The sequence below is a fragment of the Exiguobacterium sp. s146 genome, assembly GCF_018618415.1.
GTDB lineage: Bacteria > Bacillota > Bacilli > Exiguobacteriales > Exiguobacteriaceae > Exiguobacterium.
Genome location: NZ_JACSMA010000005.1, coordinates 86699 through 101045, shown reverse-complemented (window position 1 = coordinate 101045; position 14347 = coordinate 86699). Strand labels below are relative to the sequence as shown.

Sequence of the window (14347 nt, the reverse complement as noted above, 5' to 3'; positions counted from 1 at the left end):
TCGGAGCAAGATCACTATATGGGTTCAACCCGTTTCTCGCCTTACGTGACGAAAATAAAAAACAAGCAAGCTCAGCTCATAAAAATCGCATCAAGCTAACTGACTTTTTAAAAGCCAAGTTAGCTGATGTCTTTTTTATTTATAGACAGTACACTAGATGAGGATGATCCATGTACATGAAAAAACACCATTCAGCCGAATGGTGTTCCTTGCGTGGCGTTAGACGCGCCCACGCTCTTGCTTTTGACGTTGCCCTTACGCCCCGTGCCTCCCGTTAGAAAGGGCCAGGAACATAGAGATGCGTTTTAAAGCAGCTCTTGTTATCGGGCCGTCAGGGGGGCAGCGGTGCGATGAGCGACTTCGCCACAAGGCGCTAGACGCTCACGCATGAGCCCGAATCACCATTCCTTCTCCCATGCCCCGTCTTCAGACACGCCCCAATCCTCGAAGCGATACTTGATGAGCCAATGGACATGCATCACTTCATATTCGAATACACTCTTGGATAGCTCTGAGACGACGAAACTGACGTCCCCATCCGCCACCACCCATGTCCCATATAGATACACGATCTTGATTGGGTGCTCTTCTGCATTCAGATAGATCAACACTCGGAAGTAACGCGAGTTCCGTCCTTCATCGAACCGGACGACCTTCTCGACACAATGTTCCTTGTCGACGACACGCATCCACTCGGGATGTCCCATCAGTTCCGAGAACACGGTCTGGACGAACGGATCCAATCCTTCGAACACATAGTCATCAAGCAGCCCCTCGTCCATCACGTCTCCCCCTTCCGCTTCGCTATAGAACGATTCCCCCTCCAGAGCCAGTTCAGTCCTTGTTCATGAACCTACAGAAATGAAGACTTTTAAAAAATGTATACACATATACATGTATACACGTATACAAATCTACATGTATACATGTATACAATGACTCCTTTTTCTTATGTACGACGATTTCGTCGAATCATATTGGTATTGAAAAAGACGGTGAGGTGGGTCAAGCGTTCTCCTTCCTTCACGTCACAAAGAAGATCCATGCTCACAAGTTTTAAGTCGTCAAAATCTTCTTGAAGCCGGTCAGGAAGGCGTCGAAGCAATACCTCCGTCATCTCGTCCATCGTCTGTTGGTCTAGTTGAAAATTATCCATCTGAATCATCCTCTCCTGTTGATAGCCTAATGATACCTCGCACCCAAGCAGGCAACATCTCGCCTAATTTCACGTAAGCCCTGGTGTTGTTTCAAACAAGCCCTAGGGCTTGTTTAGAAAACATGGTCATTTTCAATAAATAAACCATGTTTTCACTCCTGACACTTCATCAAACAATCTTCTTACGAGACAGACCAAAACAACGTCCAACCTTCACACACGAACCATCTCGTTTTCGTCATGCGAAAACGGACCTTTTCCCGGATCCCGCTCGATGGATCAAGGCGAGAGCAACGCGAGTCGCCCCTCTCGTCAAAGAAAAACGCACGTTTTTCGTCCTTGCCCTTACCGGACGGACCGGGACCGGTCCCCCGGCCCCACTCCATTCCGTTCAACCCATGTAACCTCGCTGTTTCATGCTGACGTACGACTCGTCCGCTCCGAGGATGAGATGGTCGAGCACCGGGATGCCGATAAGGTCCCCCGCTTCATGTAACCGTTCGGAGACGAGGATGTCCTCCCGGCTCGGGGTCGGGTCCCCGCTCGGATGCTGATGGCAGACGATGAGACACGAAGCGTTGTTCAAGATGGCGCATTTGAAGACTTCCCGTGGGTGGACGACGCTCGAGTTGACGCTCCCGACGTGCGCCCGGTGGACACCGATGACCCGGTTCTTCGTGTTGAGCATGATGACGAGGAACACTTCACGGTCGTCATCCCCGATGAACGATGACCCGATTTGTCGGGCGCTGTCCGGTGAATGGATGATGGCGTGCTCGAGGGCGACCATTTCCTCGCGAACCTCTTGCTTGATACGGATGACCTCGATGATAGCGGATAGTTCCATGATGATTTGTCCCCTTTCAGATAAGCTGTCCTCAGAACGAACACCGTTGTGCGTCCTGTTGACGGATTCGTTGCGAGCGTCGGGAGACGGTGCAAGGGCGACCGCAGGGAGAGCCTCAAAAAAATGCGTAGAGCGCACATAGGTCCAGGCTTCCGTAGCCAACGAGCGAAAAGCCTTGCTTTGAGCCTAAAGCGAAGGAAGACGGGCCGGAGGGCGCGTCATTTTTTTGACGTCCCTTGCACCGACGACCAGCGAGCTAGAGTACGGAAACAGGACGCAGGGATCAACAATCATGAAAAAGGCTGTTCAAACGGGACAAATCAGGTATAAAATAGGAACAAGTGTTCGTTTTATAAAAAGGAGTGATTGTGATGACGATGTATCGCGATCGGGGTGAGCTGAAATGGATCCCGTTCCTCATGCCCGAGCACAAGGCGCTACTGACGAAATACTATAAAGAGATTCAAAAAATTGAGATGCCAGATATCGATGAACAGGTCCTATCGGTCTATGAGAATGTGCTGAATGACGCGATCTTCAGCGGGGATATGGTGGAGGTGAAATATGTGGAGGATCGGGAGATGAAACGATTCAAGGGGTTTGTGCACCGGACGAATTACATGGAGCGGACCGTCGAGCTGGCCAATCAGCGGGACGGGATCATCCATGTGCCGTTCGAGGCAATCATTCACGTGGAACAATCGATGGACTAACGCCCTGGCGGTTGCTGACGAAAAATCCTTTGCTGCTTTTATAGATGTATCAGTTAAAAGTTGCAGTACACTGATATCTTTAAATCATTCCGTTTGTCAATTTAAGCTAGACAGATCGACTCCATTCAGGTGACTCAAAAATGCCTCCAACGGTGTGCGGTAATTCAGTGACTTTCTTGGGATGTTATTCCGCTTGTCGGCCACCGACGAAATAAATGTTTGATCCACCTGGTTGAAGTCCATTTCCTTTGCCAAGCCGTCTTTCCGCAGGAGCCCGTTGGAGTTTTCATTCAAGGCGCGCTGAGAAGGCGTGCCAGGATCCGCAAAGTAAATCGAGACGTCGTGCCGGTTGCACAACGGTTTCCAATTAGAGAATTCCTTGCCGCAATCAAACGTGATGGATTTGAACAGATTTCTCGGGACCCCTTGGAACCACTGGTTCAACGCAGTTTCAATATCGCAAGCCTTGCGTCCTGCAGGCTTCAGGGCGATGATGACTTTCGTCAGCCGTTCGACCAGCGTGATCACCGCACTTTTGTGGCGGGCACCCACAATGGTGTCGCCTTCGATATGCCCGAACTCTTTTTTGAACGACGGGTTGTCGGCTTCCCGTTCGGAAATATGGCGTTTGAACGCCTGCTTTCCCCGGCGTTCCTGGTGTCCATTGGGTTTCCGTTTTCCTTTCATCGGCAGCGTGGCGGCGTCAAAGACCTGATTTTTGAACATGCGATAGATGGTGCGCGCGGAACAATCGATGGCCGTTTCTGCCCGGCCGACAATGACATCCGGCGTCCAGCCCTGCGCCACCTTGTCTTGAACATAGGCCACTTGTTTCTTCGGCAGGACAATCTTCCGCCGGCCGCAGCGTTTCTTATTTTTCTTGTATTGCGTGTAGAAGTCGAGCGCTGTATGTCCTGATTTCAGGAAATTGATGACGTTGTAGATTGGCTGCCTGGAACGGTTCATCAACTTAGCAATGATCGCTACAGGTATATTTTGGCGGTGGTAGGATTCTATCATCACCAGTTCATCCGTGGTAAGATGGGTGTAGGTCATTCGTAATCACTCCTATGTTTTTCTTTGGTCGGAAAATACATTGTGAGTGCACCACGAATGGCTTTTTCAATTGTCTAGCTTAATTTTACAATCGGCGTTTTTGAAAACTTTTTTGTGTTAATTGAATTTAAGTAGAAAAGAGAAGAAGCTTTTGGGCTTCCTCTCTTCCGATAATATCTCATATGTAAACCTTTATCTGGTGGAACCCTTAAAAGCTTATTCTGTATTTATTGTTTCCCTTTCCTACAGGTTTTAGCGTGTAAAACATAACATTTAAACATTCGTTTGAACATTTGATTGACAATCCAGCGAAATATTTATACACTTGCTTTAATCAAACATTCATTTGAATGTTTAACTAACAGTAAAGTATTCGTTAAAGCTCGGATTTACAAAGGAGTTGGTGATGTTGATATCCACTATTTTTTCCGCCATTGCAGCTTATATTGCAACAAGCATTGATTACGTCATCATATTATTGATTTTGTTTTCACAGACCAAAAAATCCGGCCAATTAAAATCCATTGTCATCGGCCAGTATTTGGGGACAGCCCTATTGGTTGGTGTCAGTCTATTGGCTGCATCCGGTCTTACCTTCGTTCCGGAACATTGGGTCGGGTTGCTCGGACTCATTCCGATTTACCTAGGAATCAAAGTGTGGTTTAAAGAGGAAGAAGAAAACGACGAAGAGGATATCCTGTCCCGATTATCTTCCGGAAAATCCAATCGCTTGTTTGTAACCGTCACAGTCATTACATTGGCGGCTGGCGGCGACAACATCGGCGTCTACATACCCTATTTCTCAACTTTGAATCTGAGTGAAACCGTTGTGATGCTTATTGTCTTTGCCGTCATGGTCGCGATTTTGTGTTACCTTAGTTACCGTTTGGCATCCGTTAAGTCGGTCTCTGAAACGATTGAGAAATGGGAACGCTGGATTGTACCGATTGTCTTCATCGGACTCGGCATCTTGATCATGATGGAGAACGGAACCTTTCGATTCCTTTGGAGACTGGTGAGCTGAAATGATTTTTCACATGCTCTGTTCCTATAGAAGAAAAACTTACTGCAACCTATTTATTTGATGAAAAGAGGAAAATGAAATGAGCAAAGATACATGCGAAATTTTGTGTGTGGACGAAGAAAAAGTTGTGCGAGTCCAGCAACAGCTTGCAGAGCAAAATCCGTTGGAAGTCGCGAAAATTTTCAAGGCATTGTCCGACGATACGAGAATCAAAATCGCTTATGCCTTATCGCTGGAGGACAAACTCTGTGTTTGCGACGTCGCCAATATCATCGGCTCTTCTACAGCGACGGCTTCCTACCACCTGCGCCTGTTAAAAAATATGGGGTTGGCGAAATACCGCAAAGAAGGCAAATTGGTCTATTATTCGTTGGATGATGCACATGTGAAACATCTGGTTCAAGTGGCCTTCGCTCATCAGAAGGGGGTTGTTGAAGTTGGTTGAGAAAGCAAAGATAGAAGAAGAAAAAACAGTCTACCGTGTGGAAGGATTTTCGTGCGCCAACTGTGCCGGAAAATTCGAGAAGAACGTCAAAAACCTTTCCGGTGTTGAGGATGCGAAAGTGAATTTCGGCGCTTCGAAAATTTCCGTTTACGGCGAAGCAACGGTCGAGGAACTGGAAAAAGCTGGCGCTTTCGAGAATTTGAAAGTAGCACCGGAAAAACCGAAACGTCAGTCGCTCCCGGAAGTGAACGTGGCTAAAGAGGACAAAAACGTTTTCCGGGTCGAAGGCTTTACCTGCGCCAACTGCGCCGGGAAATTCGAGAACAACGTCAAGCAGCTTCCCGGTGTCCAAGATGCCAAAGTGAATTTCGGCGCTTCAAAGATTTCCGTTTACGGGGCAGCCACCGTCGAAGAATTGGAGAAAGCCGGGGCGTTTGAAAACCTGAAGGTCGCTCCTGAAATTACAGGTCGGCCAGCTGGTTCGAAAACGGAAGCCGAAAAAGTGACAGTCAAAAAAGAGGACAACGTGCCGTTCTACCAAAAACATAGCACTTTGCTCTACTCCACCCTGTTGATCGTTTTCGGGTACATTTCCCAGTACGTTAATGGAGAAGAAAATTTGATAACCTCCCTCCTATTCGTGGCAGCCATTGTCATTGGTGGGTACTCGCTCTTCAAAGTCGGTTTCCAGAATTTAATACGCCTGGATTTCGACATGAAAACCCTCATGACCGTTGCCGTCATCGGGGCGGCTTTTATCGGCGAATGGGCGGAAGCGTCTATCGTGGTCATCCTCTTTGCGATCAGTGAAGCACTGGAACGCTATTCCATGGACCGTGCCCGCCAATCCATCCGTTCGTTGATGGACATTGCCCCGAAAGAAGCACTCGTCCGGCGGAATGGCCAGGAACAGCTGATTTCGGTGGACGACATTGTGGTGGGCGACACCATGATTGTCAGACCCGGACAGAAGATTGCCATGGACGGCACGGTGACCAACGGCTATTCGGCGGTCAATCAGGCGGCGATCACCGGGGAATCCGTGCCGGTCGCCAAAACGGTGAACGATGACGTCTTCGCGGGCACGCTGAATGAAGAAGGCTTGCTCGAAGTCAAAGTCACGAAGTTGGTTGAAGACACAACCATTGCGAAAATCATCCACCTGGTTGAGGAAGCACAAGGCGAACGGGCTCCTTCGCAGGCGTTTGTCGATAAATTTGCCAAATATTATACACCGATTATCATGGTCGTTGCTGCGCTTGTAGCCATCGTTCCTCCCCTTCTGTTTGATGCCAGCTGGGAAACCTGGGTCTACCAAGGATTGGCTGTGCTAGTCGTAGGCTGCCCGTGTGCTTTGGTCATTTCGACTCCGATTTCGATTGTATCTGCTATCGGGAACGCAGCGAAAAAAGGCGTTTTGGTAAAAGGCGGCGTGTATTTGGAAGAAATGGGCGCGCTGAAAGCCATCGCGTTTGACAAGACCGGCACCTTGACCAAAGGGGTTCCGGTTGTCACGGACTTTGAAGTGCTGAACAAGGGAATCAGTGAAAAAGAGCTGCTTTCTATCGTCACAGCACTGGAGTACCGCTCACAGCATCCCCTTGCTTCGGCCATCATGAAAAAAGCGGATGCAGAAAATATTTCTTATTCTTCGGTCTTGGTCGAGGACTTCTCATCCATTACCGGCAAAGGGATTAAAGGAACCGTCGAAGGAACCACGTACTATATCGGCAGCCCGATCCTCTTCAACGAGCTGGGCGCCGCAAGTGCCGATGAGAACTTGGAACAAAATGTAACAGCCCTTCAAAATCAGGGCAAGACAGCCATGATCATCGGAACGGAACAAACTATCCTCGCGGTCATTGCCGTGGCGGATGAAGTCCGTGAATCCAGCAAGGAAGTCATCCAGAAGCTGCATCAAATGGGCATCAAGAAGACAATCATGCTGACGGGCGACAACAAAGGGACCGGTCAGGCCATCGGCCAGCAGGTCGGCGTCAACGAAATCCAGGCAGAATTGATGCCAGAGGATAAATTAAATGTCATTAAACGCTTGCGAGCTGAGTACGACAATGTCGCGATGGTCGGGGACGGCGTAAATGACGCTCCGGCACTCGCTGCCTCTACTGTTGGAATTGCCATGGGTGGTGCTGGAACGGATACCGCTTTGGAAACAGCAGATGTCGCCCTGATGGGCGACGATTTGAGCAAACTACCGTTTACGATAAAATTGAGCCGAAAATCCCTAAATATTATCAAAGTGAACATCGCGTTCGCTATCAGTATCAAAGCGATTGCATTACTCTTGGTCATCCCGGGCTGGCTCACCCTATGGATAGCTATTATGTCCGATATGGGGGCAACTCTTCTGGTAGCACTGAACAGTTTAAGACTGATGAATGTCAAAGAATAAAAAAACAAAAATATTCATTTTTATATCCTCGAATTTGTACTGGGTATGATAAAAATAAATGATCTCTGTTTTTTAAGACGGCTTTAAGATGACTTCGGTATTGTTCCCGAGTCATCTTTTTAGGTTTCATTGTCAGCTTTTTTATCATCAGACAGTTTTAATCGAGGCCGAACCTTATTCATTGACCGGAATATTCTCCGAAGTATGGAAAGAAAATCCGGTCGATAGGTCTACTAAACTATGACAATTAAATCTAAATATTTGAACGTTCGTTTTGGAATCATTCATTCATTCGAATACATCCTATTTTAAGAGACGAAATTTCGATAGTGTTCAAAAAAAAAACGAATGAGGGGGTTTCTAAATATACCCTCATTCGATATTCAGTTTCCTTGCACGTAGAAAAGTATTTATTGGTATCAGACGGTATGAAGTATAGAATTTTTACTCATATGTCGAACCTCAGTGTGGATTTGGTGCAAGGATGACTTATTTCTTTAGTTGTGTTTTTTTGATTCTAACTCTATTGTAGAATGTTTAACATCTAGTTTTGAAGTCACTTCTTTGACTTTTTGTTTAACAATAGTTGAATCCTTTAGATTCATCTCTTCTACTATTAAGTGTAAATTCATGGCGTTATCTTCGCCATCAATTGACCAGACATATAGGTTTTGAACAGAAATCACTTCTTCAATACCTTCAATCTTTTGCTTCACCTCATCGATGTCAATACCATCAGGGACAGCACCTAAAAGTATTTTCATTGTTTTAACTAAATTACGAAACACATTCACTAATATAAACAACGCAATAGCAATTGATAGGATGGGGTCAAGTATATGTATATCCTTGAAGAGTAAAACTATCCCTACTACAAGAACGGCAATCCAACCTAAAACATCTTCTAAAAGGTGCCAAGATAGTACTCCCTCATTTACTGATTTTCCTTTGTGTAGACGGAATGCCGCAAAACCATTTAAAAGCACACCAAAAATTGCAAACCAAATCATTCCTTGTGCATTAGAATGCTCCGGTTCAAACAGTAGAGGAATTGCTTGAGTAAAAATATATACAGATCCAATTATTAATATTGTCGCATTTATTAATGCTCCTAAAAGGGAAAAACGATTATATCCAAAAGTGAAGTTATGATCGGGTTTTTTGTTCGAAAATTTTTGTAAGAACCAGGACAGGCCCAATGCAAGAGCATCACCTAAATCGTGAATGGCGTCCGACATGATTGCAACACTATTAATCAAAAATCCCCCGATAAATTCACCAATCGAGAAAACAAGATTAATTATAAATGCTAGTTTGATATTTTTTGATGCCTTATCAGTACTCGCCATTGTTCGATCTCTCCTCACTTGGTAGTCCATCCTTAAAAAGGTTAGTTGTTAGAATAATACTGGTCTCTAGCGTTCTGCAATATAATAAATTTCTTTGCCTATTGATTGTAAACAACGCATACTTGAGAACTTAAGCGCAGTTCTTAATATTTTAATAAACAATCGAAGGACGTAATTTTTGAAAGCGAAATTAAATACATGTATCTAATTTGTTAGAACCATTTAGGCACTAATTTTATATATAAGACTTCTCCGAACAATTCGGTAACGGTCTGTAAAATGATCACTACAGCTACTTGTGTTGATAGGGGCTCTGGTAATATAGATGCTAATGGAAGAACTACAAGTGAATTCCTTGTTCCCATACTAAATGTAATTGCTCTTCTTGAAGCAATATCTAGTTTGAACAACTTACCAAGGGACTTTGACACCCATGGTATGATAAGTAGAAATAAAATATAAACTGGTATTACATCTATTAATGTCCCGAGGTCACTATACACTTCCCTAATTTGAGAGGCAACTACCACAAAAAGTACAAAAGACATAAATGGAACGGGAATCCATGGCGGCATTTTCATGATACGATTACCTAAAGAACTCTTTTTAGAACACAATTGTGTCATTATCGCTAATAGAAGCGGTATAAAAATCAAAAATAGAAATGCATCTAGAAATGGACCCATCCTAACGATACTAATAGCCTTTTCTCCTAATAATACGAATAAATATATGGGTAAGAATATCGTCTGTAAAATTAAAAGAATCGGTGTTACTTTTAACAATATTGATTCGTTTCCCTTTCCCATCTTTGTAAAAACAATCACATAGTCGATGCACGGTGTTAACAACACCAAATACACCCCCAGCATTAGTGATGAATCTTGAAGAAATATGATAACCAAAACCTAAACTATTAAAGGAACGGCAACAAAATTTCCTAATAAAAGAGCTACCACAAACCTCATGTTTGTAGCAGATCCATTCGATTTCAGAAACGGAATTTGAACGAACATCCCATACATCAAAACTCCTAAAAGGGGAGAAATAAAAATATCGAGATATACAGCTTCTGTATTCAATAGACCAAAGATTACTGCCAACATCAAAAAAATGATGTATATACTGACTTGGTGGGCTTCCACCTTCTCTAGCACTTGAATTCCGAATTTGCTTTCCTTCTCTATCAAAATCACCCCCAAAATTTTCAGGAAATTTCAGAATGAAATAGATAACTCCACGATTTTAATTGCCAGGGCAAGAGGTTTTATATTTTTTCTTCTAGTATTTTTATTTATCCAACAGTAAAAATACCGACTGAAAGTAAATATAATTAAGGCTCATTATTTACACTTCCGAATATAGTTAGTATCTTGAATATATATCAGTCAAAAAATAAAGTGATAACCATTAAAAAAATAATTATTTTAGCCTAAAGCCACATCTAAAATCATCATGATTGTAAAGCCAAACATTAAACAAACAGAAGCCAAGTCCTTGTTTCCATTTTCTTGAGATCCTGGGACTACCTCCTCCACTACAACAAAAATCATTGCTCCTGCAGCAAAGCTTAGCGCAAACGGAAGTAAAGGCTCCATTATGAGTACTGCTACTACTCCTACCAACGCCGCGAACGGTTCAACCATACCAGATAACTGGCCATAGAAAAAACTTTTACGACGAGATAATCCATCTCGTCTCAATGGCATTGACACAGCAGCACCCTCAGGGAAATTTTGTATGCCGATTCCGATTGCCAGCGCGATAGCTCCCGTGATTGATGATGAAGGGAATCCTGCTGCAACTGCTCCAAATGCAACGCCTATGGCAAGTCCCTCTGGAATATTATGCAATGTTATTGCTAACACCAGTAACGTGCTCCGCTTTCTCTTCTTAGGGTTTATACCCTCAGCCTCATCCATCGGTGAAGTGGGATGCAGATGTGGAATCACTTTATCAACACCTGATAAAAAGAATCCTCCAAGTAAGAAACCGATTGCAGCTGGTAACCACGCCGGAAGAGAATCTTGTTCCGCCATCTCAATTGCAGGTGAGAGTAATGACCAAAAACTAGCGGCAATCATTACTCCTCCAGCAAAACCGAGCATCCCATCCATTAGCTTTTGATTCATTGATTTTGTCATAAACACTAACGCGGCACCAAGCGCCGTCATCCCCCAAGTGAATAAAGTACCCAGCAATGCTTGAGTAAGGGGTTCTAACGAAGAAATATATTCAATCATCTATCAAAACTCCGTTGCCAAAAATCGAGTTTCTATACATGCTCAAAATTAAGTAACTATTATCCAAAATCAGCATTGCTGTCTCCTCCTCTTGATTGTCAATCCTACTCAACAGGTGATTTTTTTAATGTTGATGCACTACTTCCCCTACCTTCAGTTTGCAAAGCAATTCATCGCTGTGAGGATGAGAAAGAGTTTCGAATTGAATCGTAGAGTGTTGAACGTTCAGATGTGCTAAATCGTGTTCAATTTCTTGAAGTAGATTCTCACTGTCATAGATTTGTAAATTACCATCAACGACAACATGACATGAGAGTGCATTCATTCCACTTGTGATACTCCAAAGATGAAAGTCGTGTATACTCCGTACCCCCTCCTTGTTGTGAATGACTTGAAGAACCTTTTCGACATCAACGTTTTGTGGTGCACCTTCCATTAATACGTTCAATCCGGATTTCGTCACGAAATAACCACTTCGTAAAACAAGTCCCGCTACAATGATTCCTGCGAGCGGATCTGCCCAGTTCCATCCAAATGCCATGATAAGAAGCGCTGCCAGTATTGCACCGACTGAACCCAACGTATCGCTTACAACATGTAGATAAGCACCTCGCATATTCAAATTATGTTCTACGTCTGCACCTCTTAACATAATCCATCCAACAAGAAGGTTTATAGCAAGGCCAATACTGCTAACAATTAACATTCCTACGGATGCGACCTCAGGTGGTTGAATAAATCGATTGATGGCCTCATAAAAGATATATATGGAAATCAGTATGAGTGTGACCCCGTTTAAAACAGCTGCTAGAATCTCGAAGCGTCTATATCCGAACGTTTTACGATTGTTCGCTATTTGTTCACCTAATTTAAAGGCAAGTAATGCAATAGCGAGCGAAGCCGCATCACTAAGCATGTGACCTGCGTCCGCTAAAAGTGCTAAGCTATTTGTAAGGTACCCTCCAATCGCCTCTACAACCATGTATGCCGAAATAATAAAGAATGAAATGATCAAAATCTTTTTGTTAGAGGTATGAGAATGATCATGTGCATGATTATGTGCCATAAGATTAACTCTCCTTACTATATTTAGTGGTGTTTCGCATGCTCAATCGCCTGTCTTAGTAAGTTCATGACATGGTGATCATCTTCTGAATAAAATAGAGTAGTTCCTTCTCTTCTAAACTTGACAAGTCGAAGATTTTTTAAAAAACGTAGCTGATGAGACACGTTTGATTGACTTAAGTTAAGAAGATCAGCTATTCCGTTGACCGAATGTTCCTTTGTGCATAGCAGGGTTAATATTTTAATTCTTGTCGGGTCACTAAGTGCCTTGAACGTCTGAGATACAATAAATAGAGTCTCATCGTCAATCTGCGCCCCTATTTCTATTTCATTTTCTGTAGTATCTTCAATCGGTTCATCCATAAGTCAGTACCTCCGCTCATGATAACTATACATGTTCATATGTTCATATATAACTTATTAGACTTTTGCTGTGCCGTCAACACTTAATTTAAAAAACATTTATTCTATCAGCTCTACATACTTGAAGATTTGAGATACTTTCTCTGGTTTTGCGATTATTTCTTATTTTTAGCCATACAAAAACTACCTATTAGAGAGCTAGTTAGATCTCATACTCGATAGGTAGTCACGCTTTTTCAAAAAATCAATATAGTACACTAACGTTTTAAGAAAACGTCAATTGAATTATTTACTGGGTATTGTCTAATCTATTTTCCAACTTCAAAAAGCTTTTCATGTTTTTCTAAATCAAAGCTGTTTTTTAGTAAGCATACCAATTTGATACAATTAGTTCTTCATTTTTCAAATCCAAATCAAAAACTACTGTTTGGTACTGATTCGTCCAAGAATGACTGTAATCAGAAAAAAGGCGGTCAACGCTAAAAACGGAATTGTGATAAAACCCATCCAGTCAATGTACTGTGCATTACAGGAAACTCCTTGTTCACATGGTCTGACTTCCGAAAAGCCGGGCACCTTTTGTACAAGATAGTGGTAAAAAGAGATACAGAATCCGATTATTGATAAAGGGAGAACATAAAATTTGATTGAGCTATCTTCTCTGAAAACTGCAATTGCAAGAATCAAAGCTATTGGGTACATAAAGATACGTTGAATCCAACAGAGTTCACAAGGTATAAAACCACGAATTTCGCTAAAATATAGACTTCCAAGTACTGCAGTAATTGAAACAACCCAGGCGAGGTACAGTCCATATCGGTTTATTACTGAAGCGCTCATTGGGTTAGCTCCTTTTCAATTTGTTTTTTTATAGAGGTATAGTCGAATGGATTTTCAAGGATGACCCCATTAACTGCAATCGTCGGGGTCAGTGTAACATTGTATTTTTCTACGAGCGCCGCATCCATTTTAACTGATTCTAATCTAGAAGAACGACTTGATAGGTCTTCTCTAAATTTATTTAAATCTAGAGAAGGGACAGTCTTCGTCGCAATCTCTTCCATTTTCTCCACCGTAACCCATGGATTATCGTGTATTTGCACGTCAGGTTGAGCTTCATAAATAGCTTTGTGAAATTGCCAAAATGATTCTGGGTGATTTTTGTAAACAGATTCTGATGCAAGGGCAGCTAAAGTGGACTCATCTCCGTGAAACAAAACATTAATGTAACTAAAGGAAGCTTTCCCACTTTCAATGTAATCTTTTACAAGTTGAGGATAGATTGTTTCACCCCACTCTTTACACGAAGGGCATTTATAGTCTCCGAATTCTACAATTGATATCGGCGCTTCCTTTTTACCTATTGTAGGTTGATTATTAACTGATATCTTTTCATCTTGAACAATTTTAGTCTTTGATTTTTCGGAACTTTGATCATTTAAAAATAAAAAAGCTAAGACTGCAATTACTAATACGGATGTAAAAATAGTCAATAGTTGATTAGTTTTCAAAACAATTCACCTCTTTTATAAATTCGTTATTTCTTTTATCAGAATTATAGCTAAAAATACTAGAGTATCCTTAGTTTTTCAACATTGAATCCATGGACTTCTAAAAACGAAATCTATGAGTCAAACAAGTTACATTCTAACACATTCATGCAACTAAACTTT

The 14347-nt window shown here is 42.7% G+C and carries 15 protein-coding genes; 4 read left to right on the top strand and 11 right to left on the bottom strand.

The features are described 5' to 3' along the window. Positions 1 to 398: 398 nt before the first annotated feature. From KNP83_RS13600 to KNP83_RS13590, 3 genes are all read right to left on the bottom strand, one after another. Positions 399 to 782 carry a hypothetical protein gene (locus KNP83_RS13600; protein ID WP_214762937.1) on the bottom strand — a complete coding sequence of 128 codons (384 nt, stop codon included), beginning with the start codon at positions 780 to 782 and terminating at the stop codon, positions 399 to 401. Between the two features lie 167 nt (positions 783 to 949). Continuing rightward, entirely contained in the window at positions 950 to 1156 is a 207-nt protein-coding gene (locus KNP83_RS13595) for a hypothetical protein (RefSeq protein ID WP_131444104.1), read from the bottom strand. Between the two features lie 391 nt (positions 1157 to 1547). Then, positions 1548 to 2003 carry a JAB domain-containing protein gene (locus tag KNP83_RS13590; protein ID WP_034799670.1) on the bottom strand — a complete coding sequence of 152 codons (456 nt, stop codon included), beginning with the start codon at positions 2001 to 2003 and terminating at the stop codon, positions 1548 to 1550. Between the two features lie 371 nt (positions 2004 to 2374). On the opposite strand from KNP83_RS13590, the gene KNP83_RS13585 reads away from it, so the two are divergent. Further along, positions 2375 to 2716: a YolD-like family protein gene (locus KNP83_RS13585; RefSeq protein WP_251139394.1), complete on the top strand. Its 342-nt coding sequence runs from the start codon at positions 2375 to 2377 to the stop codon at positions 2714 to 2716. Positions 2717 to 2812: 96 nt separating this feature from the next. Here the strand turns inward: KNP83_RS13585 and KNP83_RS13580 are convergent, their stop codons facing one another. After that, positions 2813 to 3772 (bottom strand): IS30 family transposase, encoded by a 960-nt coding sequence (locus KNP83_RS13580; protein ID WP_114167461.1) that lies wholly within the window; start codon positions 3770 to 3772, stop codon positions 2813 to 2815. Between the two features lie 409 nt (positions 3773 to 4181). On the opposite strand from KNP83_RS13580, the gene KNP83_RS13575 reads away from it, so the two are divergent. From KNP83_RS13575 to KNP83_RS13565, 3 genes are all read left to right on the top strand, one after another. After that, positions 4182 to 4796, top strand: coding sequence for a CadD family cadmium resistance transporter (locus KNP83_RS13575; protein ID WP_034781986.1), 615 nt, complete (start codon positions 4182 to 4184; stop codon positions 4794 to 4796). Between the two features lie 79 nt (positions 4797 to 4875). Next, positions 4876 to 5241, top strand: a complete 366-nt coding sequence (locus KNP83_RS13570) for an ArsR/SmtB family transcription factor (RefSeq protein WP_034781981.1) — start codon at positions 4876 to 4878, stop codon at positions 5239 to 5241. Next, positions 5234 to 7654, top strand: coding sequence for a heavy metal translocating P-type ATPase (locus KNP83_RS13565; protein ID WP_251136643.1), 2421 nt, complete (start codon positions 5234 to 5236; stop codon positions 7652 to 7654). Before KNP83_RS13570 ends, KNP83_RS13565 begins: the two co-directional genes overlap by 8 nt. Positions 7655 to 8151: 497 nt before the next feature. Here KNP83_RS13565 and KNP83_RS13560 read toward each other — a convergent pair whose 3' ends face one another. The 7 genes from KNP83_RS13560 to KNP83_RS13530 form a co-directional block, all read right to left on the bottom strand. Next, complete coding sequence (locus KNP83_RS13560) at positions 8152 to 9003, bottom strand: cation diffusion facilitator family transporter (protein WP_214762936.1); 852 nt, start codon at positions 9001 to 9003, stop codon at positions 8152 to 8154. A gap of 212 nt (positions 9004 to 9215) precedes the next feature. Further along, positions 9216 to 9908 carry an arsenic resistance protein gene (locus tag KNP83_RS13555; RefSeq protein ID WP_260564226.1) on the bottom strand — a complete coding sequence of 231 codons (693 nt, stop codon included), beginning with the start codon at positions 9906 to 9908 and terminating at the stop codon, positions 9216 to 9218. Positions 9909 to 10430: 522 nt separating this feature from the next. Next, on the bottom strand, positions 10431 to 11246 hold the full coding sequence (locus tag KNP83_RS13550) for a ZIP family metal transporter (RefSeq protein ID WP_029336175.1): 816 nt from the start codon (positions 11244 to 11246) through the stop codon (positions 10431 to 10433). Positions 11247 to 11370: 124 nt separating this feature from the next. Further along, positions 11371 to 12312 (bottom strand): cation diffusion facilitator family transporter, encoded by a 942-nt coding sequence (locus tag KNP83_RS13545; protein ID WP_029336176.1) that lies wholly within the window; start codon positions 12310 to 12312, stop codon positions 11371 to 11373. A 23-nt stretch (positions 12313 to 12335) separates the two neighbouring features. Next, positions 12336 to 12674, bottom strand: coding sequence for an ArsR/SmtB family transcription factor (locus KNP83_RS13540; protein WP_029336177.1), 339 nt, complete (start codon positions 12672 to 12674; stop codon positions 12336 to 12338). Between the two features lie 420 nt (positions 12675 to 13094). Continuing rightward, positions 13095 to 13514 (bottom strand): disulfide oxidoreductase, encoded by a 420-nt coding sequence (locus tag KNP83_RS13535; protein ID WP_029336179.1) that lies wholly within the window; start codon positions 13512 to 13514, stop codon positions 13095 to 13097. Continuing rightward, the gene (locus KNP83_RS13530; RefSeq protein ID WP_029595508.1) at positions 13511 to 14185 is read right to left on the bottom strand and encodes a thioredoxin domain-containing protein; all 675 of its coding nucleotides are present in this window, start codon (positions 14183 to 14185) and stop codon (positions 13511 to 13513) included. The genes KNP83_RS13535 and KNP83_RS13530 overlap by 4 nt, the downstream gene beginning before the upstream one ends. Positions 14186 to 14347: the final 162 nt, after the last annotated feature.

Coding starts and splice junctions, on each gene's coding strand:
- KNP83_RS13600 (WP_214762937.1), bottom strand. CDS start 782: ATGGACGAGGGGCTGCTTGATGACTATGTGTTCGAAGGATTGGATCCG.
- KNP83_RS13595 (WP_131444104.1), bottom strand. CDS start 1,156: ATGGATAATTTTCAACTAGACCAACAGACGATGGACGAGATGACGGAG.
- KNP83_RS13590 (WP_034799670.1), bottom strand. CDS start 2,003: ATGGAACTATCCGCTATCATCGAGGTCATCCGTATCAAGCAAGAGGTT.
- KNP83_RS13585 (WP_251139394.1), top strand. CDS start 2,375: ATGACGATGTATCGCGATCGGGGTGAGCTGAAATGGATCCCGTTCCTC.
- KNP83_RS13580 (WP_114167461.1), bottom strand. CDS start 3,772: ATGACCTACACCCATCTTACCACGGATGAACTGGTGATGATAGAATCC.
- KNP83_RS13570 (WP_034781981.1), top strand. CDS start 4,876: ATGAGCAAAGATACATGCGAAATTTTGTGTGTGGACGAAGAAAAAGTT.
- KNP83_RS13560 (WP_214762936.1), bottom strand. CDS start 9,003: ATGGCGAGTACTGATAAGGCATCAAAAAATATCAAACTAGCATTTATA.
- KNP83_RS13550 (WP_029336175.1), bottom strand. CDS start 11,246: ATGATTGAATATATTTCTTCGTTAGAACCCCTTACTCAAGCATTGCTG.
- KNP83_RS13545 (WP_029336176.1), bottom strand. CDS start 12,312: ATGGCACATAATCATGCACATGATCATTCTCATACCTCTAACAAAAAG.
- KNP83_RS13540 (WP_029336177.1), bottom strand. CDS start 12,674: ATGGATGAACCGATTGAAGATACTACAGAAAATGAAATAGAAATAGGG.
- KNP83_RS13535 (WP_029336179.1), bottom strand. CDS start 13,514: ATGAGCGCTTCAGTAATAAACCGATATGGACTGTACCTCGCCTGGGTT.